Source organism: Alcanivorax sp. 97CO-5 (assembly GCF_000524665.1).
Classification (GTDB): domain Bacteria; phylum Pseudomonadota; class Gammaproteobacteria; order Pseudomonadales; family Alcanivoracaceae; genus Alcanivorax; species Alcanivorax borkumensis.
The window spans coordinates 13,354-34,623 of sequence record NZ_KI965881.1; the positions used below are offsets into that span (position 1 = coordinate 13,354).

Below are 21,270 nucleotides of genomic sequence, written 5' to 3' on the forward strand. Positions count from 1 at the left end.
ATAAAAGGTTCCTCAACCTGTGCTTAAATACCCAATTCGCGAATTGTAACCCGTTCAACGAGGAAAGAATGCCACGACTTTTATGGCCACTACTGTGTCTACTGATTCTGGCCGGCTGTGCCGCTAACCCTGAAGATCGCCCGGAGCTCACCGAGGCCGATCAATATCGGGAAGCCCGCGAGTCCATTGAATCGAAAAACTATCTGACGGCCATCGACCAGCTCAAAGAGCTGGAGGCGCGTTTTCCGTATGGAGATTATGCCGAACAGTCCGCACTGGACCTGATTTACGCCCAGTACAAATCTGTGGACTACCCAGCCACAGTGGTAGCGGCACAGCGTTTCATGCGCAACCATCCCGCCCATCCGCGCATGGATTATGCGCTCTACATGCGCGGGCTGGCCAACTTCAATATGGAGAAGGGCCTGTTTGACAATATGGTTGCCTCCGACCGCTCCAGCAAGGATATGGCTGCCGCAAAAGACGCCTTCCGCGACTTCGAGCGCTTGGTCAGCCGCTTTCCGGACAGCGAGTACGCCCCTGACGCTCGCGCCCGCATGGTACATATCCGCAATCAACTCGCCCGGCAGGAACTCCACGTGGCACGCTATTACGCGCGGCGCGGCGCCATCGTCGCCTCTCTTAACCGAGCGCAGTATGTGGTAAAACACTATCAGCATACCCCAGCCGTGGAAGAAAGCTTGGCCATTATGGTGAAAGGCTACCAACGGCTAGAGCTCCCCAAGCAGGCTGAAAAAAGCCGCGCGGTGCTGGCCCTGAACTGGCCCAACAGCACCTTTCTAGATGACGACAAACACGTAGACCTGGCTTGGTGGCCAGATGAGGATAACGGCTTACTCAGTTTGCTGACATTCGATTTGTTATAACATGCTGCACGCAAACAGAACGCCCGACGCCTAACGAAGAAAGCCCGCAATAGCGGGCTTTTGGGTGTTTACCTAGTAGCAAACATCTTGCGCCACAGCCACTTAATCTCCCGGCCGCCAACCGTTGGTTATTGGATAGCGCCGGTCCTTGCCGAAAGCCCGGCGGCTAACGCGCGGCCCCACGGCAGCCTGGCGACGCTTATACTCGTTGCGGTCCGTGAGTTTCACCACCCGATACACTGTTTCTCGATCAAAACCATCACGAATCACCGCTTCGGCGCTCATGTCCTGCTCCACGTAACGCTCCAGAATCGCGTCCAGCTCGTCGTAATCAGGCAGAGAATCACTGTCCACTTGGTCTGGAGCCAACTCTGCGGATGGAGGGCGCGTAATCACCCTGTCGGGAATAATTTCCGCCCCAGCCTGTTGGTTGCGCCAACGACACAGGTTAAACACTGACGTCTTGAAGACATCCTTGAGCACCGAGAAGCCTCCCGCCATATCGCCATACAGCGTGGCATACCCCACCGCCATTTCGCTCTTGTTACCCGTGGTCAACACGACTGAACCGTTCTTGTTGGAAAGCGCCATCAACAGCACCCCGCGACAGCGAGCCTGGAGGTTTTCTTCGGTTGTGTCCCGGGAGGTGCCTGCAAACGGCTCCCTGAGAATATCCATAAACCCATTAAACGCTGCCTCGATCGGCAATAACCGGTAATGGACGCGCAGGGTTCGAGCCTGTTTTTCTGCGTCTTCCAGACTCATGGCAGAGGTATACTGAAATGGCATCATCACCGCCTCCACCCGTTCCGGGCCAAGGGCATCCACCGCCACCGCCAGGGTCAGAGCAGAATCAATCCCCCCGGACAGTCCCAATAGAGCGCCCTTGAAACCGTTTTTGTTCACATAATCACGGGTTGCCAATACCAAAGCCTGGTACATACCCGCCTGCGGCCCTGGCAGCGGCAACACCTCACCACGAGGCTCACAGTGCCCGCCCTGGCATTGCACATCCACCGGCACCAGTGCTTCGGTAAAACTAGCAGCTTGCACACAGCGATTGCCCTGACTATCGCAGACAAATGAGGCCCCATCAAAAACCAGCTCATCCTGGCCACCCACAAGATTGCAATACAACACCGGCAAGCCAGTCTCCCGGCAACGGGCTTGTACCTGGTCGAAACGTTCGTCTGCCTTGTTGATGCGATAAGGAGAGGCATTCAAATTCAGAATCAGATCGGTGCCTGCCTTCTGTAACTGGGCCGCTGGGCCAGCGTGCCAAATGTCTTCACAAATGGTAATACCCAGCGTCCAGCCATCAATATCAAAGGTGCAAGCATCCTTGCCCGGCTGAAAATAACGTTTTTCATCAAACACCCGGTAATTGGGCAAGTGTTGCTTGAAATACTCATGACGGGGACCAGTCTCACCCGGGAACATCACCCCCGCCGCATTACGACGATGCCCGTTGCGTACCGCCGGATAGCCCAGCACTACGGGCACCGAAATCGCCGCACCGATATCTGCGAGGGCCGCATCGACCCGACTGTTCAGACTCGGGCGCAGCAGAAGATCTTCTGGCGGGTAGCCGGTAAGCATTAGTTCCGGGAACAGCACCAAATCTGCCCCTAATAATCGACGAGCTTCGTCTGACGCGGCAATAACGCGCTGGGCGTTGCCTTCGATATCGCCCACCAGCGCATTCTGCTGGGCCATAATAATTCGCATGATCAACCGGCCTTTCCTCAAGTGAGCGCTGATTGTACTCTTTAGCTGGCGATCGATGAATGCGCTAGAAACACGTAACCCGACCGCACCTGACAAAAACAGCAAACAATAAAGGGGGCTCCATGGGGCTAATTCGCCTGATTATTATCGCCGCGCTGATTTATCTAGCCTGGCGGGTTATGAAACAACTGCTGGCCCAGGCCCGGCCCACAGCGCCCGACAATAGCACCAGTAACCCGCAGATCATGGTGAAATGCGCACAATGTGGCGTTCATGTTCCAGCCCCCGACGCTTTTAGTCATGGCGGGCTGCATTTCTGCAGCCAAGAACATCAGCGCCAATATCTGGAACAGCATGATCGCTAGCCAAGGCTGGACACCGGCACGCATCTATAATGTTTACCGCATTGCCATAGCTTGCGTGCTGCTATTACTACACTACGGGCCAGATAAGGCTCTGCTCGGCACCCATTTCCCCGCCCTCTTCGAAACAACCCTTTTTGTCTACTTGGGCCTGACGCTGGCCTCCGCCACCCTGGACAATAACCGGCATAGACGAGCATTTCCTGCCTGGGCACAACCGGCCGCGCTCATCAGTGACCTCGGGATGCTAACACTGGTAGTGCATTCCAATGGCGGACTAGAAGGCGGTCTTGCGGTGCTTTTGTTGGTGACCGTTGCGGCTGGCAACATTCTTTTACGCGGTCGACAAGGCTTTCTTATCGCGGCACTGGCAACCCTGTCCGCCATGTTCGAGCAGTTCTATTTTTCCATCCATACACAGCACTCATCCCCGTTCGTGCTGACTGAATCGAGCCTGCTCGGCATTGCCTTCTTCATGGTATCGCTGATTATTCAGCAAATCGCGCATCGCCTAGAACAAAGCGAAAAAGTCACGCTGCAGCAACAGGTTGCTATTGAACGACTGGAAGCACTGAACCAACAAATTGTGCAACGTATGCGCACAGGCGTTTTGGTGTTCGACGACGGTTTTCAAGTTCTCATGTCCAACCAGTCCGCCAACAATCTGTTCGACAGCCCGATGCTAGGCAAGCACCTACCCGACGCATTAGCCTCCCGTTTTCATCGTTGGCAAGATAATCCCCTTCTGCCTTTACCTACCCTGCGCGTCTCGGAGCAGTCTCCCGTGCTGAGCCCACGGTTCGCACAGCTGGATACCGGACATGAAAACCTGACACTGCTTTTTCTAGAGAACACCGCACAAATCGCACAGGAAGCCCAGCAAATGAACCTAGCTTCTCTCGGGCGCCTATCTGCCACCCTAGCCCATGAAATCCGCAATCCTCTCAGTGCCATTAATCATGCCTCCGATCTCTTGCTTGATGGAGACCCAAGCCAGGAAGACCAGCACCTATTACAAATAATCCGCAACCATGTAACTCGGGTGAACGGCATTATTCATGATGTACTAGACCTTTCACGCAGACCGAAAGGGCAAGCTGAACGATTCATTCTGCCAACACTAATTCAGGAAGTAACTGAGCAATGGAAAATCAAAAACACCACCGGACGAATTGCTCTTCATTGCCAACCGGATATGGAAGTGCGCTTTGATCGCAGTCAGCTGATCCAGGTGCTGGATAACCTGATCGGCAATGCACTGCGCCATGGCGGCGATTTCTGCGAGGTGAGTCTGCATTGTGGCCACCATGATCGTACCGGTCTTCCTTGGCTAAGAGTTCAAGATAACGGCCAGGGTATCAGCCTTGAGGCCAGGGATTATCTCTTCGAGCCCTTTTACACCACCGCCAAAGACGGCAATGGCCTTGGCCTTTATCTGTGCCGCGAACTGTGCCATGCCAACCAAGCCACACTAGACCTGGAGGAAAGCTCGAAAGGAGCCAGCTTTGTGATAACCTTTGCTCACCCGCACCGACAATTTCAATAACAGAATCGCTTATGAGTGCAGAAGCCCCCCACGTATTGGTTGTTGACGATGAAGCTGACCTGCGCGAACTGCTGGTCATCACGCTCGGCCGCATGAAACTTCAGGCCACCGCCGCCGACTCTCTGTCCACTGCCAAACAGCGCCTTAAAGAGGCACACTACGATCTCTGCCTGACAGATATGAACCTGGGGGATGGTACCGGCCTAGAGCTTCTCCAATTCATTTCACAATATTGTCCGACTATGCCCACTGCCGTAATAACCGCCTACGGCAGCATGAAAACCGCCACCGATGCGATGAAATATGGCGCCTATGATTTTATTGCCAAGCCTGTCGCTCTTGACCGATTAAGGCAGTTAATTGAAGACGGGCTGGGCATCAACGAAGTCGAAGAACACCATGAAGAAGAAGATAATCTGATTGGTGACGCGCCCAGCATGGTCGCGCTAAAAAGCCAGGTTCGAAAGTTGGCGCGCAGCCAAGCGCCTATTTATATAAGTGGCGAATCAGGAAGCGGTAAAGAGCGTATCGCACGATTAATTCACACGTTAGGACCGCGCCGGGAAAAACCGTTTGTGGCAGTAAACTGCGGCGCCATACCGTCTGAACTAATGGAAAGTGAATTTTTTGGCCATCGCAAAGGCGCATTTACCGGCGCGGTGGAAGACCGAAAGGGACTGTTCCGCGAAGCTGATGGCGGCACCTTATTTCTCGATGAAGTGGCCGACCTTCCCTTACATATGCAGGTCAAACTGCTACGAGCCATTCAGGAAAAATCCGTTCGACCGGTAGGCGAAGCCAAGGAATTCCAAGTCAATCTACGGATTCTCTGCGCCACCCACAAGAACCTGGAAGACGAAATGGAAGAGGGGCGTTTTCGTCAGGATCTTTTCTATCGGCTTAATGTTATCGAGGCTCACGTTCCGCCGTTACGCGAGCGACGTGAAGATATTCCAAAGCTGGTTCGGCATATTCTCGACCGGCTCAGCCAAGCCTGGGAAATTCCGCCGCCCAGCGTTAGCTCTGACGCGGTGAATGCCATTGCCAACTACGCGTTTCCCGGCAATGTCAGGGAGTTGGAAAACACCCTGGAGCGGGCGCTAACATTGTGTGACGGCAACACTATTCTCCCCGAACACCTGCGCCTACCATCAAACCGTTCTGGGCTGGCCTCAAACCGTTCTAGCACTTCAACCTCGCCCCCCCCCATAAGACCCAGCGAACAGCCCCTGGAAGAGTTTCTTCAGGAAATCGAAAAACAGGAAATACTCAAGGCTCTGGATACAACTCACTGGAATCGTACCGCCGCCGCAAAAAAACTCGGCATGACCTTCCGCTCTTTGCGCTACCGATTGAAAAAGCTGGAGCTGGACCGTGATGACGACGAAACAGACGATAACGAATAAGGCTCGGGATCAACAAAGGTTTGCTCGCCAGTAATCAACTGGGCGAGCAACTCCGCACTGGCCGGCGCCGCCACCAGCCCGTTTCGATAATGGCCAACAGCCGCAAACACCCCATTGGTTCCTGGTACCGAACCAATAAACGGAATATCACGCTCACAGCCCGGTCGCACCCCTGCCCAATGAAAGGCTGGCGAACAGGATGCCAGCTCCGGCCATAATCTCGCCGCCAACCGCTCTAACTGATAACGCCCAGCTACGGTAGGGTATGTCGTATTATCGCCTCGCCTCAGCGTTGACCCCACCAGCACGGAGCCATCGTGCCGCGGAATCAGATATCCTCGCTCAGTCAACATAACCGCAGGCACCTGACCGGGCTGCATGTGATACAGCAACATCTCACCTTTTGCAGGAAAAAGCGGCAGTGTAACCCCCATGGAGAGCAAAAGGCCTGGGGCTGCATGCCCAGCACTGATCACAACGGCATCGCTGTGCCAGCGTCGTCCATCAGCAGCCCCAACTTCCCCACCCAGATTCAACGGCCGAACATGGCGAATAATGGCCGACTCAAAGCGCACGCCCAACCGCAGCAAATACGCACGCAACACTCTTAGTACACCCGGATTACGAATATTACCCAGTGACGGAAACAACAGCCCTCCGCCAGCAGCAGATTCTTCCATTTGCTCATGGGCCAAGACCGCTTGTACTGGAATATGCCAGCGTTGTGCCCATTCAAATGCTAGAGCAGCATCCTCTTCTGCCGTTTCAACCCACAAACCACCGCCATGCAACAGTGAGCCACAACCAGGTATACCTGCCGAATCACACTCTTCCAAAACTTTCTGATAACGGGAAAACGCATTTACCGACAAGAGCGTCATAGCATCGCAATAACGCCAAGCATATAAAGGGGAAAGAATGCCGCCACCGGCCCAAGAGGCCGGCGGATATTTATCTGGGGCATCAATGATCGTCACTTTCCTGCCTCGCTTTGTAAGCTCAAGCGCACAAAAAAGACCGATAATTCCACCACCTACAACGAGCACATCAGACATGGCAATATGAGGAAACAGCAGACATTAAGGATGGCAACAATAGCATAACCACCCAGCGCATTCTCCCGTAGGCTTTTATGCATTGCTATGGGAGCCCTAAAGATGGCCCGCCACTATCAATGCCCACAACAATACGGTTTAACGCTGATTGAAATATTGACAAGCATCACTATCATCGGTGTTCTTTCTGTCTGTGCTTCCTATGCGTGGAATGACATCATTCCTCGCTATCAAGTTCGCACAGCCACCATGACATTGCACAGCCTGATAAGACAGGCTCGTGCCGGGGCGATTACCGATGGTAACCGCATGATCTGCGATGGACAAAACGGTTGTAATAAATTCGAGGAAACACAACAAGTTTGGATGGGGTTCGATCGAAACAACGATGGAAATCTGAACGCATCCGAAATCATTGAGCACTACCAGCTCCCAGGGCAAACACGCCTAATCTGGAAACGTTTCAAAGGTAATGCGTTGGTCTTTCACAACAAGGGCAACAGCCATTTCCAAAATGGCAGCTTTTATCTATGCAACCCTGTCGCGGCAAGAAGAATTACCATGAACTGGATTGGCCGCCCTAGAGTGGAGACCGCCAAACCGGAAGACTGCGATTAATGTTCTTTCCAAGAATCGTCCGTGCCAATAGTACAGCCAGAAACCTTCATACATGTCTGCCCTTCACTATTGATCTTCAACACTTCGGTGCCCGTCATTACGCCCGTTTTCGGCGTCACTGTAATTTCATACTGCTGACTCCCCGTTCCCGTCACGGAGATTGCAGTAGTGAAATAGTCACTATTGGCAAGCACTGGCGATAGAGCTGCTAGCTTAGTGTTGGCACCTTTGTAGGAAAAGTTCTTTGCTCGGTACCGCTCAAGTGCACCAGCCAAGGCCATCATCTCACCCTGCGCTTCCGCCTGGCGAGTATCCTGCACATAACGGGTATAACTGGGGTAAGCAATAGAGGCGAGAATCGCCACTATCACCACCACAATCATCAACTCAATCAGGGTAAAGCCTTGCTGATCACGGCCTTTACACACCGATTTTCCAGACATCATACACAACCTCGTCACTCGCTTAAGGCGCCTTAAATTCATTCGCTTTGGTTTTATCCATCTGATACCAGCGACGTTTTCTTAAGTGCGTATAACCCAAGTCTTCAGCACCAATTACTTCAGTACCCACGACCACATACACATTACCTTCACCATCGGTTACTAGTACTGGCGATGGGGGAGGAGTGGTTTGCTCAAGCTCTTCACTACGACTCGTTGGAACGTTACCGTCATTATTAAAACTGGCCGGCTCTGCCGTTTCAATATTTACCGTGTGTAAAAAAGACTTCCCAAAACTCACAGAACAAGCACTATCATCATCGCCAACGGCCTTCTCTGGTTTATACGTAGTGAAGCGTAAAATATTTTTGAAAACAACCGGCGAAGCCAATGATTTCTCACCCTTCTCAAGCAAGTAATACCACCCCATATCACTTTCTTCCGGCGTACCTGTAGCCACATCAGTAAGCTGCGACAGCATCACATCATCTGGCGCATCCATTGACGTTGATAAGGCGGTCTTGTCCTTTATAACAAAAATGCCATCACGGATATTTTCATCAAGAGGGTGAGAGCGATACCCTGTAGCAACAGCAACATACAAAGTATTCACACCGTTATCATTTAAATAAACAACCGAAGGTGCTTCATAAATACGGCGATTATCTGAGACACTAGAACCACTAACCCTTGCCAAGCGGTGCACTTTCATTTTCTTTCCTCCGGTCTGATCAATATCAACCCGGAATACTTGACCTCCCAGATCACCGAAATATAGATAATCTGCTATTCCATCAAACTCTTTATCAACAACAGCAATACTGCTCGGGATAGACCACTTCATACTCGCAACATTCGTACTGGCACCAGTATCACTGGCCGACCAGATTAATTCTCCTGTGCGGGCATCAACAATGTAGATCGCGTTACCCATCGAATCGCCGTTACCTCTGCTCTTCCCCTGCTTCTTATCATGAGCAGCAGAGTCATACCCTCCACCAAAAACCAGTACAGGCACATTCTCGCCCCCCACAGGAATCTGGGTAAGCGTTGGTGTTGACCACGTTTGCCCTAAATTGGAAAAGTCACCACTACCACCTTTAATCTGCCACATCATCGAAGGGCTACTAATATTACCGACATCCACTGCATAGTAGTCTCGCCCTCCCCGGCGCATCCCACCGTAGAGGAACACATCCGAAGGCTTGGCATCGACGGTATCACCCGGACGACGCCAAGCCACCCAGCTCCCGTCTAGCCCATAGCTTTGTCGTATATTTCTATCCTTAAGCGCTAAGCGTTCCGTTGTGTATTCATTCGCCCTAGAAAAAAATTCGTAAGGCATAAAAGCAAACTTTTCTTCCCCGTTTTTAGCATCGACAGCATGAAGCATGCCGCCATTGTTTGAAACGAAAACAATATTATTGTCACTATCTCCTCCATAGTTGACCATTACTGGAACACTATGGAGCGGATCACCCCACATCACCTTCATTTCATCGAGAAGGTTTTCAAGCTCATCATCGTCAGCACCTGAATTGAGGCCAAAGCTTTCCTTTGTTAGATTATTGTTTGCTATATTTTCCCAGTCGATCTTACGGGTATCGCCTCCAGCAGTAGTATAGAAAAGTCGTCGCGACGAAACCTCCTCTCGAGCTCCGCCGATTTTAGCGTCATAGCCATCAACTTCATCACTCCAGAAACTCTGAGAAAACTCCTTAAAGAAACCGGTATCTTGGTCAACTGCTGGGCCGTTCTTACCCTTAATAACACCATCTTCAAGCTGGTAACGTTTCAAATTTCCTTGCCAATAACTATTTTCACTCGGCTCAAATACGGAATAATAGAGTTGATCTAGATGCTGAAATCGGTCCATCTGGTTAATCGCAACACCTGGAGCCGCAATAGAGCGAGATTCTTTTTCGATCAGATCAAAAATATCAAGGAACGCACTAGCAAGTGACTCCGCATCAGAGGCGGTATAGGTGCCATCAGCCCCATCGGAGGACACTGTTTCCATATCTGCTCGATTGTCCTCCATGTGCAAGCCTACGTTGTAGGTCTTTATTTCGAAATCTCGATCAAGATAATCAGAGATAGCACGCTGACAATCATAGGATGAACCGCCGCCACAGGGGAGATTCACATCATTAGCCTCTCCGTCTGTAAACAGAACAATATGATTACTCTCACATTCATTGGCAGTGTTTCTTGGTGAAACATAGTTGCCATTATCCACGATCTTTTTTTCGTCAACACAGATCTCTGTGGTTTCACACTCCTGCTCTTGGCCCACTATCTGATAGCGCTGATAAACGTATTCTTGACAAAACACAAGCCACCGACTCACGCACTCCCGGCGACATGTAGACGAACTAGTATTACATGAATCGTTAGCCGGCAAATCCATCCACCCATAGACATTAACATTACTGCATGTCTGGTTTTCTTCGTACTCGAGGCAAACTTCACTAGTGTTGTCATCATTAGAACTATCGCCGTAGGAAGTATAGCTTTGAGGGGAACTTCCAATCATGTAACGCCCCATCTCCCAGTAGGCTTCAGCGGTAGGCGTACTACCGTAAGGGGCTCCATCGCTAGGACCGCTTGGAGAGTCCCCTGCAGAATTCAGGGAAGAAACCGTATCCTTGAAGACTCTTTTAGTTTTTTCATCAATATCGGTTACCGGCAGAAGAACATGAGCTCCGCAAGTATTACGCCCGCCATTACAGTTATAACCGGCATTAAATCGACCCAGTCCCATCTTTACATCTCCAGGAACGGAGTCGATCAATACATGCATTGCATCTTCCAGCATGTTGATGCGTCGCTCTTCAACATCACTGCACCAAGCAACATTGGCCTCGCTATTTTTACAAAAACGCATACTGCCAGAGGTATCCAAAAGAACCATTACATTGGCAGAAGGCTTATTCTCGCTCCCACCTGCAGCAGCCTGAGAATAATAAATCTCAGTGTCATCTGCATGAATTGCAACAGGAGCCATAAGCACCATAAGCACCAGTAGATAAACCTTTTTTGAATAGCTCATTGTCCCCCTCCTATTCAATTTCGGATCCTGGTTTTATACCCCGCTTCAAGGCCTCCTGAAGGTGGTGATTATCCAGGTTAAAACTACTCATTTCGCTCTCGCCTAACATCGCGATCTTATAATCTACAAAAATAGCCCCTCCACCCGTGGTGCTAATTTGCGATCCAGGCACAGGGTCATAGCCATTCAATTTTGAAAACGACTGAGCAACAATCAGCCCCCTAGAATCCAAGGCATCACCTTGACTGCAGGCCCCTTCTTTTGTGGTGTCTTCCTCCGTTACACAGCGGATGAGTAACTCGCCACCCGCCAACTTCGTATAGAGATCCGCACCCGACATGTTATTCAGTTCTTTATATGCTTCCGCCAAGGTGGTTTCTGCAGCCTCAAAAGTCATTGCATCTGCCTGGGTCCCCGTTGCAACCTTTGCTGAAAATACACTGGATTTCATAGCCGACACACCAAGTAAGGACACCACCACTAGAATCAACAGCGCAACGACCAGGGCTGCCCCCTGCTGACGTTTCCAGATAATCATATTGGTAGTCATACGGCATCCCACTTGTAATTACGCATTTTGACCGTCGACATAAAAATACGGCGAATAGAGCGATCTTCCGGTTCGCTCACTGTCTTAGTCAGCACATAGAACTTTCGGCTCCCATCACTTTGCGGTAAAGAGTTACTTTCTTCTTTAAGTAGGAGAGAAAAGCGAACAGCAACAACCGGAAAGCTGCCCTGATTCCCAGCTTCAACATAACGACTTACATTAGCGTAACCATCCTGATTCTCATCAATACCGTAGAGCAACTCAAAGGCCTCCACGCCATCTAATAGCACGACCCCATTGCCGCCAGTCAAGTTACCTTTACAGATAAGCTTCCCATCATTATTCACGAAGTAGGTATTCACTACTTCACTCAATATCGTTACTGCTGAACCTTCACAATCGGACATTCCATGGTAAGCCAACGTCAACCGATCATAATCGTTACCGTTTGCCGAACCAGGAACGGGCCCTACCGTGGCGAAGCGAATCCCTTTCTCATCAGTTAACGCCGTAACACCGTCCATTTCCAAACCGGCTCTTCGCAAATCCTCCCTAAGATAACGAACGAAAAGCTGGCCATCTTCCTGGACCCGAGACAACGTTTGCTGCAAAGCAAAGGATTGTTGATTTGCAAGAAAAAGCTGCAAGGCCGCACCGGTGATAAGCAAACCGAGAAGCATCGCCACCATTAATTCGACAAGACTAAAACCTTTGCTTTTTTTCATCGCGCTACCTCCAGCACCACGCAAGAAGTACCTATACCTGTGTTAACGCCATCATTCGTCATGCAGTCATTAGGCTCATCATCGTTCCAGCTAACAACCACACAACTAATCCCGGTAGCATGCTGACATTCGTCAACCGCAATCATTCCCGCAGGCAACTGATTCGCCGCCTGCCACGCAAGCATGCTGATATCCCACGAGGCAAGATCATTCGCATTACAGGAGCTGGTAATACAATCATTCAGCACATCCGGCTTTTCCCCAGGGGGCGTACTCTCATCTGGCCATTGATCTACATCAGTGTAAGAAGCCATTGCGGTTTCATTGGCAAGAAAACGCTCAAGAGCATCCTGTCCGAGTAAAGTGGCTTGTGCTCGGTTGTTAGCATCCTCCGAGGCTTTCAGCGCGGTAAGCTGCATTCCCGCATAGCCAAGCACTCCAATTGCTAGCACTAACAAGGCAATCATCACCTCGATAAGCCCCACACCACGTTGTTGTTTTCCCGTGATCATCATCAGCTACAGCTCTTCACTTCGTTGGTGACCTTGCCAAAGGGCGAAACAGTAATTGTTCTTCCTTCCTCTGCACTACGGTCATCGCATAAAGAAAATTTAGCCTCACCCGCGTTCGACAAACCATTACTACGAAATTCAATTTTGCTCAGCCCGGCCTCGGAAATAATTTTACTGCTGCCTGTCGGCAAGAACTCCTGGTCATCCTCTGTGAGAACCGATGCTGGGTAATCAATTACCCAGCCCCCTCCCCAGTCCGAGCCTGAAATCGGCTTAAGCGTTACAGTTACTCTCAAATTGATCGCCTGAATGCGGGCAGTATTAATCGCAGTAATAAAGTCAGCCGCCGTAGAGCGCAGAGCGTTTCTTTTCTGGAAGTCATTAAACGCTGGTACGGCAACCGCCAAAAGAATGCCCGCCACAGCAATCCCGATCATCAATTCGATGATGGTAAAGCCTGTCTGGGCGTGGCTTTTTGATGCTGTTTTCATCCCTGCCCCGGTCTATTGATCTTATTCGGACTATCACGATAGCAAGACCCGATCTGCCTTCAATTGAATGAAGACCAGTGGCCCCTTGCTGCCACTGAACGGTATAAGCCGCTGAAAAACAATGACTTTTGGCACTTTTCGCGTGAAAAACATCACACTTCAAGCGTAGACTGAAGCAAATTTTTGCTTATTGCTTATATTGAAGCGCTAAGAGATAAAGCCGAGGAGTTAACGGTACTAAAGGCAGGACAAGCGCTACGGGCGTAGCGCCTTGGGCATAGAGAAGCGGATATTTTCTTCGCGGCCGGGGATTTCTTCGGCATCCTCACCGCCTAGGTTTTTCAGGGTAGCGATAACCTGTTGTACTAGATCTTCAGGCGCACTAGCTCCGGCGGTAACGCCGACGGCGGCTTTGCCTTTCAGCCAGCTCGCTTCAATTTGGGACGGCTCATCAATCAGATAAGCCTCCGCACCACAGCGCTCGGCCAGCTCACGCAGGCGGTTGGAATTAGAGCTATTCACCGAACCAACCACCAACACCAGGCCGCATTCCAGCGCCAACTGCCGCACGGCATCCTGCCGGTTCGTCGTTGCGTAACAAATATCTTCGCGTTTGGGGCCGATAATGGCCGGGAACCGCTGGCGCAGAGCATCAATGACCCGGGCAGTATCGTCCACACTCAGTGTGGTTTGGGTCACGAAAGCCAATTTGCTTTCATCTCGCACCGTCAGGGCCACCACATCAGCTTCGTCTTCCACCAGATAGATATCACCGCCATAGGATTTATCATACTGCCCCATGGTGCCTTCCACTTCTGGGTGACCGGCATGGCCTATCAGGATGCTTTCGCGTCCCTCGCGGGCATAACGGATGACTTCCATATGCACCTTAGTGACCAGAGGGCAAGTGGCATCGAAAACCTGCAGCTGACGACGCTTGGCCTCTTCCTGCACCGCTTTGGAGACACCGTGGGCACTGAAAATGACAATGGCATCGTCCGGCACTTCGTGCAGCTCTTCCACGAACACAGCGCCGCGCTGGCGTAAATCCTCCACCACATAGCGGTTATGCACCACTTCGTGACGAACATGGATCGGCGGCCCAAACACTTCCAAGGCGCGATTGACGATGTCGATGGCACGATCCACGCCAGCACAGAAACCGCGGGGATTAGCGAGACGAATTTGCATAATTCAACTGATGGTTGACTGTGGATAATGGGCAGCGGAAAACCAGAATCATTCCGCCGGCCCGTTGTTTGTCCGCCTAACCATGAACGTTCCTCTTTTCACCGCCGGCTGTCCACCGGCAACGGTCAATTGAGCGTCACAGGCTGCTCGGGAGCATGGCGTTCAATACTAATGATTTCCACCTCGAAGGTGAGATCGCGGCCTGCCAAAGGGTGATTGAAATCCACCGTGACCCACTCCTCATCGACCTTACCGATGACGCCTGGCAATTCAGCGCCGCCCGCATCGGCAAAACTCAGCACCATACCCGGCTCAAGAGCATCGTGCTCGGCAAAGGTGTCACGGGTGAAATGTTGCACATTCTGCTCGTTGTACTCACCGAAGGCCTTGGCCGCCTCAAGAAAAACACTGCGGCGATCGCCAGCTTTAAGCCCACGAATGGCATTTTCAAAACCCGGCAGCAGGGACTCATCTCCCCATACAAAAGAAGCAGGCTCGCCATCAAAGGTAGAATCCAGATCCGTGCCATCCATCAGACGCACGGCAAAATGCAGCGTAATCCGGGTTTCCGGGCCTACGCGAAGCAACTCACTCATTATTTTTACGCTCTCTTTTCGCTGACAGCAGCATTTCCAGCAGGATCAATGCGGCCCCAAGGGTAATGGCGGTGTCGGCAATATTGAAAGCGGGAAAATGATAATCGCCCCAGTAGAAGTCTAGAAAGTCGACCACATGCCCCAACACCAACCGATCGTAAAAATTGCCCAACGCACCGGCCAGAATCAGCGACAGCGCCACCCCTTGCAGCTTTTCCGCAGCCGTAAGCCGGGCCAGCCAGATCAAAATCATCACCGAGGCGCCCACCGCTATGGCAGTAAAGAACCAGCGCTGCCAGCCGCCTGCATCGGCCAGAAAGCTGAATGCGGCGCCGCTGTTATAGGCCAGGGTTAAATTAAAATGCGGAAACACTTCCAGCCGCTCATACAGGGTAAACACCGCCACCACTTCATGCTTGGTCCACTGATCCAGCACGATAATCAGCGTCGTCAGCCACAACCAGGACAGCTGACCGGGTAGCCATTTCTTGGCACTGCCTGGCATCTGGCGCCCGACGTCCGGCTTGTTATCAGGCATAGTGTCGAACCTCACCGTCGCCCTCTACATTGGTAATGCAGCGCCCGCACAACTCAGGGTGCTCAGCGTGGCTCCCCACATCCGGCTGGTGATGCCAACAACGGGCGCACTTGGCGTGATCCGAAGCCAACACCTGCACTTTCAATCCCGCTACAGACGTGTCTTCCAGCTCCGCCGGTGCCTCTGCCAATGGCTTGAGTACTGCCGCGGAGGTAATAGTGACAAAGCGCAGCTCATCGCCAAGACGCTGCAACAATGCGTTCTGCTCCGCATCAACAAACAACACCACTTCGGCGCTCAGGCTACCCTTGATCAACTTGGCGGCACGGGCCCCTTCAATGGCCTTGTTCACCGCCTGCTTGGCGTCCTGCACTTTGTCCCAGAACGCCCGACCCATATCGGCATTGTCGGCCAGCGCAAACAGGCCGTCGTACCACTCTGCCAGGAATACGGAATCCAGCCGCTCACCGGGCAGGTTCTCGTAGATTTCCTCAGCAGTGAAGCTGAGCACCGGCGCCATCCAGCGCACCAGCGCTTGAGCAATATGGTACAAGGCGGTCTGGCAGGAACGCCGCGCCACGGAATCCGCTTGGGTGGTGTATTGGCGATCCTTGATGATATCCAGGTAAAAACCGCCCAGGTCCAGTGCGCAGAAGTTATGCAGCTTCTGATAGACCTGATGGAAATGATAACCGTCGTACAGGTCCTGAATCTCAGCCTGCACTTGCAGTGCACGGTCCACAATATAGCGGTCCAGCGCCAGCATTTGTTCTGGCTGCAGAGCATCCGTAGCGGGCTCGAAACCACTCAGGTTGGACAACAGGAAACGGCTGGTATTACGAATACGGCGATAGCTGTCGCCCATTTGCTTGAGAATATCCTTGGAAACGGACATCTCACCACGGTAGTCAGTGGCGCACACCCAAAGACGCAGAATATCCGCACCCAGGTCGTTCCAGACTTCCTGTGGCGCGATCACGTTGCCGACGGACTTGGACATCTTGCGGCCGTGCTCGTCCACGGTAAAACCATGGGTCAACACCGTACTATAAGGAGCGGCATCACGAATCGCCAAGCTGGTTAGCAAAGACGACTGAAACCAGCCGCGATGCTGATCCGAACCTTCCAGATACAGGTCCGCCGGGGCGCGCAGCTGTTCACGCTGATCCAACACGCAATAATGAGTCACACCAGAATCGAACCATACGTCCAGCGTATCGGTGACCTTGCTGTACTGATCCGCTTCATCACCCAACAGCTCCGCCGGGTCCAGATCAAACCAGGCATCAACCCCCGCCTTCTCCACCCGCTGCGCTACCTGTTCGATCAAGGCAGGGGTTTGTGGATGCAGTTCGCTGGTTTCCTTATTCACGAACAAAGCAATAGGCACACCCCAGGTCCGCTGACGGGAAATACACCAGTCTGGACGATCGGTTAGCATGCCTTCGATACGCGCCTTACCCCACTCAGGCAGCCACTGCACCTTATCAATTTCCTGGCGAGCACGGGGCAACAGCCCCGCTTGATCCATGGATACAAACCACTGGGCTGTCGCCCGGAAAATGAGCGGTGTTTTATGGCGCCAGCAATGCGGGTAGCTGTGTTCAATTTTGGCCAGCTTGACCAAGTTACCGCTGTCTTTCAGGGCCTCAATCACCGGCTCGTTGGCCTTGCTCACATGCAGGCCACCTACCACGGGCAGGTCCTCACGGAACAAGCCGTTATCCAGCACCGGGCTAATCGGGTCTAGATCGTATTGCTTACCCACCATAAAATCGTCGACACCATGGCCCGGCGCCGTATGCACCAAGCCGGTACCGGCATCGGTGGTCACATGTTCACCGAATACCACCGGTACCTGCGCCTCGAGAAACGGGTGCTGCAGGGCCAGCATTTCCAGCTTGCTACCGGCAACCGCCGCCGAACGGGTTACATTCTCCAACCCCCAGCGCGTTACCAAATCATCCGCCAGCGCCTCGGCCACCAACAGTTCACGGGCCACACCGGACAACTCACCAGACAACAACACATAATCCAGCTCAGGATGCACCGCCACCGCCCGGTTGGCCGGCAAAGTCCAGGGAGTCGTGGTCCAGATCACCAACGCCGGGGCGCTGGCCTCAATGCCCGAACGGGCAACAAAGTCCGCCACATCCACCACCGGAAACGCCACATCAATGGCCGGGGAAATTTTGTCCTCGTATTCAACCTCGGCTTCCGCCAGCGCAGAGCCGCAATCCAGACACCAGTGCACGGGTTTGAAGCCCTGCTGCAGGTGACCGTTATCCACAATCTTGCCCAGCGAGCGAATAATGTTCGCCTCGAAAGTAAAGTCCATGGTCAGGTAGGGGTTATCCCAGTCACCCAACACGCCCAGGCGCATAAAGTCAGACTTCTGCCCCGCCACCTGTTTGCTAGCGTATTCACGGCATTTCTTGCGGAAAGTCCCTGCATCGACTTTATGCCCGGCCTTACCCACCTTTTTTTCTACCATTAGCTCAATGGGCAGACCATGGCAGTCCCAACCGGGTACATAGGGGGCATCGAAACCCGCCAACGTACGAGACTTGACGATCATATCCTTGAGAATCTTGTTTACCGCATGGCCGATATGAATATCGCCATTGGCGTAAGGAGGGCCGTCATGAAGAATAAACTTGGGTCGGCCGGCAAACGCCTCACGAATCTTTTGGTACAGCTGCTTCTGCTGCCACTCTTTGAGCCGCGCAGGTTCACGCTGGGACAGGCCCGCTTTCATCGGAAAGCCGGTTTGGGGAAGGTTTAGCGTTGCCTTGTAGTCCGTCATGATTCCGCTTATTACACCGTAGGCATATCAAAAAAGGCCCGGACCGCGTTTATGTCCTGCCGGATGGCAGTTTTCAACAAGTCCAGATCCGCGAATTTTTCTTCCGGGCGCACATAATGGCGGAAGGCCACTGTCAGGTGCGCGCCGTACAGGCTATCTTGATGCGTGCACTGAGCATCGCCTGAGCTACCCGCCGGATCACCGTAATCCAGCAGATATACTTCCAAACGATTCTCCGTGCCATTCACCGTGGGACGGGTGCCCATATTGGCGGCCCCGGGCTGGTCGGTAAGCCCTGCGCCAGTAACCGCCACCGCAAAAACACCATGCAAGGGGGACTGTAAACGTTTTAACGCCAGATTCACCGTGGGCAGCCCCAAGGTCCGGCCAATTTTGTCGCCATGGCGTACCCGGCCACTAATAGCAAAAGGTCGCCCCAGCAAGCGCTCCGCTAACGCGAAGTCACCCTCCCTTAGCGCTGCTCGCACCCGGGTGCTGGACACCCGATCACCTTCAATTTCACAGGTGGCGGTATCGGTCACCGCAAAATCAAACTGTTTTCCGGCCTGCTGCAAATAGGAAAAATCACCGTCTCGGCCACAACCAAAACGAAAATCATCCCCCACCACCAGATACTCCACCCCCAAACCATCTACTAATAAGCCCTTCACAAAGGCTTGCGCCGTCAGAGAGCGAAAACGCTCATCAAAGCGCAGACACAGCACCTGATCCACACCGGCCTCGCGCAGGGCGATCAACTTGTCGCGCAGCGACATCAGCCGCGGCGGCGCTGTCTGGGGGGAAAAAAACTCCTGGGGTTGCGGCTCGAATAGCATCACGGTGGCTTTCAGGCCACGGCCACGGGCCTCTGCGATAACCTGATCCAGAATGCGCTGATGGCCCTGATGCACCCCATCGAAATTGCCGATGGTAGCCACACAGCCGCGATGCGTATCGCGCAGATTGTGAATGCCGCGAATCAGTCGCATCTCACCCTCATATCAAAAGACGCCCGATTATACAGAGTTGGGCAGGCCCACGACACACGCCCGAGCGCCACAATGCGAAATCACTAACGGCGCAAGTGCCGCACCCGCAAACCTAACACCACCAGTGACGACAAATAAATGGCCACGCCCGCAGCCACTATCAATGACAGCCAGCCGACTCGAGGCCACACTCCGGGCTCATTCCAGGCTGTGGTCTGCAGTGACAGCCAGTAACAAGCCGCCACCATGGACGCCCCGGCCAACAACATCCGCAACCATTGCAACCCCCAACCTGACAACGGCTGGTACACCCCACTACGGCGCAGGCCCAAATATAACAAACCGGCATTCAGCCAAGCCGATAGCGCCATGGCCGAGGCCAAGCCAACATGACGCCACTCCCACACCAACAAGGCGCCCAACAACATGTTAGCCAGCATGGCCAACACCCCGATGCGCACCGGGGTGCGTGTATCTTGGCGCGCATAGAACCCTGGCGCCAAAACCTTGATCAACATGGCGGCGAGCAAACCCGCGCTATACGCACGAAGCGATGCGGCGGTTTTCGTCACATCAAACGCCGAAAACTCACCGTATTGAAACAGGGTAGATAACAATGGCTCGGCCAAAGCAAACAACGCCAAAGCCGCAGGCAAGCCAACCAGCAACACCATCCGAATGGCCCAGTCCAAGGTCCTCGAGAACGCCTCAGCAGAGGCATCCGCATGTTTACTGGATAAGCTGGGCAGAATTACCGTACCAATGGCCACCGCAAAAATCCCTAAAGGCAATTCAATCAAGCGATCCGTGTAGTACAGCCAGGTCACCGATCCCGTTTCCAACATAGAGGCCAGAATCGTATTGACCAAAGAATTAAGCTGATAAACCGATGCCCCGAACAGGGCCGGCGCCATCAGCCTCATGATCTTACGGACACCGGGGTCACTCCAGCCCATCCGCGGGATCGGCATTAGGTTCAGCCGAGCCAAAAATGGCAATTGGAACAAAAGCTGCGCTATCCCGGCAATCAACACTCCCCAAGCCAGCGCCACCGCCATGCGCTCCTCGGCAAAATGTGGCGCCAGAAACAGGGCACAACCGATCAGGCTCAGATTGAGCAACACCGGCGTAAACGCCGGCACCGCAAAACGGTTCCAGCTATTGAGAATGCCACCGGCAAAGGCGGTAAGCGCAATGAAGAACAGGTAAGGAAAGGTGAGGCGCAACATCTCAACCGTCAGCGCCCGTTTTACCGGATCATCCCCAAAACCCGGGGCGAATATCCAAATAATTCCCGGTGCCGCCAGCACCCCGACCAGGGTTACTAACATCAAAGTGCCGCCTAACGTGCCCGCCACTCGATCTACCAGCAACTTGGTCGCCGCCATACTACCCTTGCTGCGATATTCACTAAGCACAGGCACAAAGGCCTGATTAAAGGCCCCTTCGGCAAACAATCGACGCAGAAAATTAGGAATTTTCAATGCCACAAAAAAAGCATCCGCACCGGCGGAGGCGCCAAGCATTCTGGCGATAACCACATCACGCACCAACCCCAGCACCCGCGACAGCATAGTCATGGTCGCCACCACGGCGGTGGAGGCCAGCAAACCTGCCTTTTTCGGGGGTTGTTCGGGGATATCGGTCATTGTCGCTCCAAGAAACCGGTGAAGGTTAACGAAAGGCCACCCAAACCGCCAGAGAGCCACGTGCCAATCATCATTTCAACAGGCATTCACCATTGACACAGGCCGCCTTGATCGGCATAGTTGCGC

General features: G+C 52.9%; 19 protein-coding genes. 5 read left to right on the plus strand and 14 right to left on the minus strand.

The window, feature by feature from the left end; genetic code table 11:
- The first annotated feature begins 68 nt into the window (after positions 1-68).
- Positions 69-887 carry an outer membrane protein assembly factor BamD gene (locus Y017_RS04465; protein ID WP_011587761.1) on the plus strand — a complete coding sequence of 273 codons (819 nt, stop codon included), beginning with the start codon at positions 69-71 and terminating at the stop codon, positions 885-887.
- Between the two features lie 102 nt (positions 888-989).
- Here Y017_RS04465 and Y017_RS04470 read toward each other — a convergent pair whose 3' ends face one another.
- Positions 990-2,615, minus strand: coding sequence for an NAD+ synthase (locus Y017_RS04470; protein ID WP_035459248.1), 1,626 nt, complete (start codon positions 2,613-2,615; stop codon positions 990-992).
- Positions 2,616-2,737: 122 nt separating this feature from the next.
- On the opposite strand from Y017_RS04470, the gene Y017_RS04475 reads away from it, so the two are divergent.
- The 3 genes from Y017_RS04475 to Y017_RS04485 are packed head-to-tail and all read left to right on the plus strand — an operon-like array spanning position 2,738 to position 5,929.
- Entirely contained in the window at positions 2,738-2,980 is a 243-nt protein-coding gene (locus tag Y017_RS04475) for a PP0621 family protein (RefSeq protein ID WP_011587759.1), read from the plus strand.
- Positions 2,970-4,523 carry a PAS domain-containing sensor histidine kinase gene (locus tag Y017_RS04480; protein WP_035459252.1) on the plus strand — a complete coding sequence of 518 codons (1,554 nt, stop codon included), beginning with the start codon at positions 2,970-2,972 and terminating at the stop codon, positions 4,521-4,523. Before Y017_RS04475 ends, Y017_RS04480 begins: the two co-directional genes overlap by 11 nt.
- Before the next feature lie 11 nt (positions 4,524-4,534).
- Complete coding sequence (locus tag Y017_RS04485; protein ID WP_035459254.1) at positions 4,535-5,929, plus strand: sigma-54 dependent transcriptional regulator; 1,395 nt, start codon at positions 4,535-4,537, stop codon at positions 5,927-5,929.
- Here the strand turns inward: Y017_RS04485 and Y017_RS04490 are convergent.
- The gene (locus tag Y017_RS04490) at positions 5,869-6,984 is read right to left on the minus strand and encodes an FAD-binding oxidoreductase (protein WP_046961665.1); all 1,116 of its coding nucleotides are present in this window, start codon (positions 6,982-6,984) and stop codon (positions 5,869-5,871) included. The two genes, Y017_RS04485 and Y017_RS04490, sit on opposite strands and share 61 nt — an antisense overlap.
- A 102-nt stretch (positions 6,985-7,086) precedes the next feature.
- Here Y017_RS04490 and Y017_RS04495 point away from each other — a divergent pair, with 102 nt between their 5' ends.
- On the plus strand, positions 7,087-7,602 hold the full coding sequence (locus tag Y017_RS04495) for a GspH/FimT family pseudopilin (RefSeq protein WP_035459256.1): 516 nt from the start codon (positions 7,087-7,089) through the stop codon (positions 7,600-7,602).
- Here the strand turns inward: Y017_RS04495 and Y017_RS04500 are convergent.
- From Y017_RS04500 to murJ, 12 genes are all read right to left on the minus strand, one after another.
- The gene (locus tag Y017_RS04500; RefSeq protein ID WP_051428700.1) at positions 7,599-8,048 is read right to left on the minus strand and encodes a type IV pilin protein; all 450 of its coding nucleotides are present in this window, start codon (positions 8,046-8,048) and stop codon (positions 7,599-7,601) included. The two genes, Y017_RS04495 and Y017_RS04500, sit on opposite strands and share 4 nt — an antisense overlap.
- 19 nt (positions 8,049-8,067) lie before the next feature.
- Positions 8,068-11,097 carry a PilC/PilY family type IV pilus protein gene (locus Y017_RS04505; protein WP_035459258.1) on the minus strand — a complete coding sequence of 1,010 codons (3,030 nt, stop codon included), beginning with the start codon at positions 11,095-11,097 and terminating at the stop codon, positions 8,068-8,070.
- A 10-nt stretch (positions 11,098-11,107) separates the two neighbouring features.
- Positions 11,108-11,647, minus strand: a complete 540-nt coding sequence (locus Y017_RS04510; protein ID WP_035459259.1) for a PilX N-terminal domain-containing pilus assembly protein — start codon at positions 11,645-11,647, stop codon at positions 11,108-11,110.
- Positions 11,644-12,372: a PilW family protein gene (locus Y017_RS04515; protein WP_035459261.1), complete on the minus strand. Its 729-nt coding sequence runs from the start codon at positions 12,370-12,372 to the stop codon at positions 11,644-11,646. Before Y017_RS04515 ends, Y017_RS04510 begins: the two co-directional genes overlap by 4 nt.
- Positions 12,369-12,887 carry a type IV pilus modification protein PilV gene (pilV, locus tag Y017_RS04520; RefSeq protein WP_011587750.1) on the minus strand — a complete coding sequence of 173 codons (519 nt, stop codon included), beginning with the start codon at positions 12,885-12,887 and terminating at the stop codon, positions 12,369-12,371. Before pilV ends, Y017_RS04515 begins: the two co-directional genes overlap by 4 nt.
- Positions 12,887-13,375, minus strand: a complete 489-nt coding sequence (locus Y017_RS04525) for a GspH/FimT family pseudopilin (RefSeq protein WP_035459262.1) — start codon at positions 13,373-13,375, stop codon at positions 12,887-12,889. Before Y017_RS04525 ends, pilV begins: the two co-directional genes overlap by 1 nt.
- A gap of 255 nt (positions 13,376-13,630) precedes the next feature.
- Entirely contained in the window at positions 13,631-14,566 is a 936-nt protein-coding gene (ispH, locus tag Y017_RS04530) for a 4-hydroxy-3-methylbut-2-enyl diphosphate reductase (protein ID WP_011587748.1), read from the minus strand.
- Between the two features lie 125 nt (positions 14,567-14,691).
- Positions 14,692-15,162: an FKBP-type peptidyl-prolyl cis-trans isomerase gene (gene fkpB / locus Y017_RS04535; protein ID WP_035459264.1), complete on the minus strand. Its 471-nt coding sequence runs from the start codon at positions 15,160-15,162 to the stop codon at positions 14,692-14,694.
- Positions 15,155-15,700 carry a signal peptidase II gene (lspA, locus tag Y017_RS04540; RefSeq protein ID WP_231483395.1) on the minus strand — a complete coding sequence of 182 codons (546 nt, stop codon included), beginning with the start codon at positions 15,698-15,700 and terminating at the stop codon, positions 15,155-15,157. The genes fkpB and lspA overlap by 8 nt, the downstream gene beginning before the upstream one ends.
- Complete coding sequence (ileS, locus tag Y017_RS04545) at positions 15,693-18,506, minus strand: isoleucine--tRNA ligase (protein WP_011587745.1); 2,814 nt, start codon at positions 18,504-18,506, stop codon at positions 15,693-15,695. The genes lspA and ileS overlap by 8 nt, the downstream gene beginning before the upstream one ends.
- Before the next feature lie 11 nt (positions 18,507-18,517).
- Positions 18,518-19,495: a bifunctional riboflavin kinase/FAD synthetase gene (gene ribF, locus Y017_RS04550; RefSeq protein ID WP_035459265.1), complete on the minus strand. Its 978-nt coding sequence runs from the start codon at positions 19,493-19,495 to the stop codon at positions 18,518-18,520.
- A gap of 83 nt (positions 19,496-19,578) precedes the next feature.
- A complete protein-coding gene (murJ, locus tag Y017_RS04555) occupies positions 19,579-21,144 on the minus strand; it encodes a murein biosynthesis integral membrane protein MurJ (protein WP_035459266.1) in 1,566 nt (521 codons plus the stop codon).
- Positions 21,145-21,270: the final 126 nt, after the last annotated feature.

Coding starts and splice junctions, on each gene's coding strand:
- Y017_RS04485 (WP_035459254.1), top strand. CDS start 4,535: ATGAGTGCAGAAGCCCCCCACGTATTGGTTGTTGACGATGAAGCTGAC.
- ispH (WP_011587748.1), bottom strand. CDS start 14,566: ATGCAAATTCGTCTCGCTAATCCCCGCGGTTTCTGTGCTGGCGTGGAT.
- Y017_RS04515 (WP_035459261.1), bottom strand. CDS start 12,372: ATGAAAAAAAGCAAAGGTTTTAGTCTTGTCGAATTAATGGTGGCGATG.
- ribF (WP_035459265.1), bottom strand. CDS start 19,495: ATGCGACTGATTCGCGGCATTCACAATCTGCGCGATACGCATCGCGGC.
- Y017_RS04490 (WP_046961665.1), bottom strand. CDS start 6,984: ATGTCTGATGTGCTCGTTGTAGGTGGTGGAATTATCGGTCTTTTTTGT.
- Y017_RS04475 (WP_011587759.1), top strand. CDS start 2,738: ATGGGGCTAATTCGCCTGATTATTATCGCCGCGCTGATTTATCTAGCC.
- Y017_RS04500 (WP_051428700.1), bottom strand. CDS start 8,048: ATGATGTCTGGAAAATCGGTGTGTAAAGGCCGTGATCAGCAAGGCTTT.
- Y017_RS04510 (WP_035459259.1), bottom strand. CDS start 11,647: ATGACTACCAATATGATTATCTGGAAACGTCAGCAGGGGGCAGCCCTG.
- Y017_RS04470 (WP_035459248.1), bottom strand. CDS start 2,615: ATGCGAATTATTATGGCCCAGCAGAATGCGCTGGTGGGCGATATCGAA.
- Y017_RS04525 (WP_035459262.1), bottom strand. CDS start 13,375: ATGAAAACAGCATCAAAAAGCCACGCCCAGACAGGCTTTACCATCATC.
- ileS (WP_011587745.1), bottom strand. CDS start 18,506: ATGACGGACTACAAGGCAACGCTAAACCTTCCCCAAACCGGCTTTCCG.
- pilV (WP_011587750.1), bottom strand. CDS start 12,887: ATGATGATCACGGGAAAACAACAACGTGGTGTGGGGCTTATCGAGGTG.
- murJ (WP_035459266.1), bottom strand. CDS start 21,144: ATGACCGATATCCCCGAACAACCCCCGAAAAAGGCAGGTTTGCTGGCC.
- Y017_RS04505 (WP_035459258.1), bottom strand. CDS start 11,097: ATGAGCTATTCAAAAAAGGTTTATCTACTGGTGCTTATGGTGCTTATG.
- fkpB (WP_035459264.1), bottom strand. CDS start 15,162: ATGAGTGAGTTGCTTCGCGTAGGCCCGGAAACCCGGATTACGCTGCAT.
- Y017_RS04480 (WP_035459252.1), top strand. CDS start 2,970: ATGATCGCTAGCCAAGGCTGGACACCGGCACGCATCTATAATGTTTAC.
- Y017_RS04465 (WP_011587761.1), top strand. CDS start 69: ATGCCACGACTTTTATGGCCACTACTGTGTCTACTGATTCTGGCCGGC.
- Y017_RS04495 (WP_035459256.1), top strand. CDS start 7,087: ATGGCCCGCCACTATCAATGCCCACAACAATACGGTTTAACGCTGATT.
- lspA (WP_231483395.1), bottom strand. CDS start 15,700: ATGCCTGATAACAAGCCGGACGTCGGGCGCCAGATGCCAGGCAGTGCC.